Here is a 1,363-nt window from a genome sequence, read left to right as displayed (position 1 = left end):
GGGGACGCCCGTAGGACGGAGACGGACGGAGACGGAGCGTGGCACGCACCCCCGGCCAGGCGGCCCGGCGCGACCCCGACTGGGAGGGCGTCCGGCTGCACGTGGTCAGCGGCAAGGGCGGCACCGGGAAGACCACGCTGGCCGCGGCGCTGGCCCTGGCGCTCGCCGCCGACGGCGGACGGGTGCTGCTGATCGAGGTCGAGGGCCGGCAGGGCATCGCCGAGCTGTTCGGGATCGCCGCGCTGCCGTACGAGGAGCGCCGGATCGCCTCGGTCTCCCGCGCCCAGCTGGGGCTGCCCGCCGGTGGGGGCGGGCCCGGCGAGGTCTTCGCGCTGGCGATCGACACCGAGCTGGCGCTGCTGGAGTACCTGGAGATGTTCTACAAGCTCGGCCGGGCCGGGAAGGCGCTCCAGAAGGTCGGCTTCGTCGACTTCGCCACCACCATCGCGCCCGGTGTGCGGGACGTCCTGCTCACCGGCAAGGCCTGCGAGGCGACCAGGCGCAAGGACCCGGCCGGCCGGCGGCGCTACGACGCGGTGGTCATGGACGCCCCGCCGACCGGGCGGCTGGCCAGGTTCCTGAACGTCAACGCGGAGGTCGCCGGGCTGGCCCGGATCGGCCCGATACACACCCAGGCGCAGGCCGTGATGCGGGTGCTGAAGTCGCCGGAGACCGCGGTGCACCTGGTCACCCTGCTGGAGGAGATGCCGGTGCAGGAGACGGTCGACGGCATCGGGGAGCTGCGCGAGGCGAAGCTCCCGGTGGGCGGGGTGATGGTCAACATGGTCCGGCCGCCGGTGCTGGACGCGGCGGCGGTGGCCGCGGTGGACGGGGACCACCGCGAGGAGGTCGCCGTGGCGCTCGGCGAGGCCGGGCTCGGCGGCCGCACGCGCGCCGCGGAGAAGGTCCGGGCGGCGGTGGAGCCGCTGATCGACCCCCTGCTGGCGCAGGCCAGGGAGCACGCCGAGCGGGTCGAGCTGGAGCGCGCGCAGCGCGCCGACATCCAGCAGCTGCGGCTCCCGACGTACGAACTGCCGCTGCTGGGCGAGGGCGTGGACCTCGGCGGGCTGTACCGGCTGGCGGGCGAACTGAAGCGGCAGGGGGCGGCATGACCTCGAACAGCGGGGTACGGAGCACCGGGCGGCGACTCGCGGTGGACGAGCTGATCGACGACCCGAAGACCAGGATCATCGTCTGCTGCGGCTCCGGCGGCGTCGGCAAGACCACCACCGCCGCGGCGCTCGGCCTGCGGGCGGCCGAGCGCGGCCGCAAGGTCGTGGTGCTGACCATCGACCCGGCCCGCCGGCTCGCCCAGTCGATGGGCCTGACCGAACTCGACAACACCCCCCGGGTGGTCAAGGGG

Annotated in this window: 2 protein-coding genes; both read left to right on the top strand. The window is 75.0% G+C overall.

The features are described from left to right. The first annotated feature begins 38 nt into the window (after positions 1-38). Positions 39-1,112 (top strand): ArsA-related P-loop ATPase, encoded by a 1,074-nt coding sequence (locus ACIQOV_RS41535; RefSeq protein WP_401056346.1) that lies wholly within the window; start codon positions 39-41, stop codon positions 1,110-1,112. Continuing rightward, the coding region (locus ACIQOV_RS41530; RefSeq protein WP_401056344.1) for an ArsA family ATPase at positions 1,109-1,363 on the top strand (255 nt) is incomplete at its 3' end. The genes ACIQOV_RS41535 and ACIQOV_RS41530, both read left to right, overlap by 4 nt.

Source organism: Kitasatospora sp. NPDC091257, assembly GCF_044757675.1.
In the GTDB taxonomy this organism is placed as follows: Bacteria; Actinomycetota; Actinomycetes; order Streptomycetales; family Streptomycetaceae; genus Kitasatospora; species Kitasatospora lactacystinica.
This window is presented reverse-complemented; position numbering and strand designations above follow the sequence as displayed.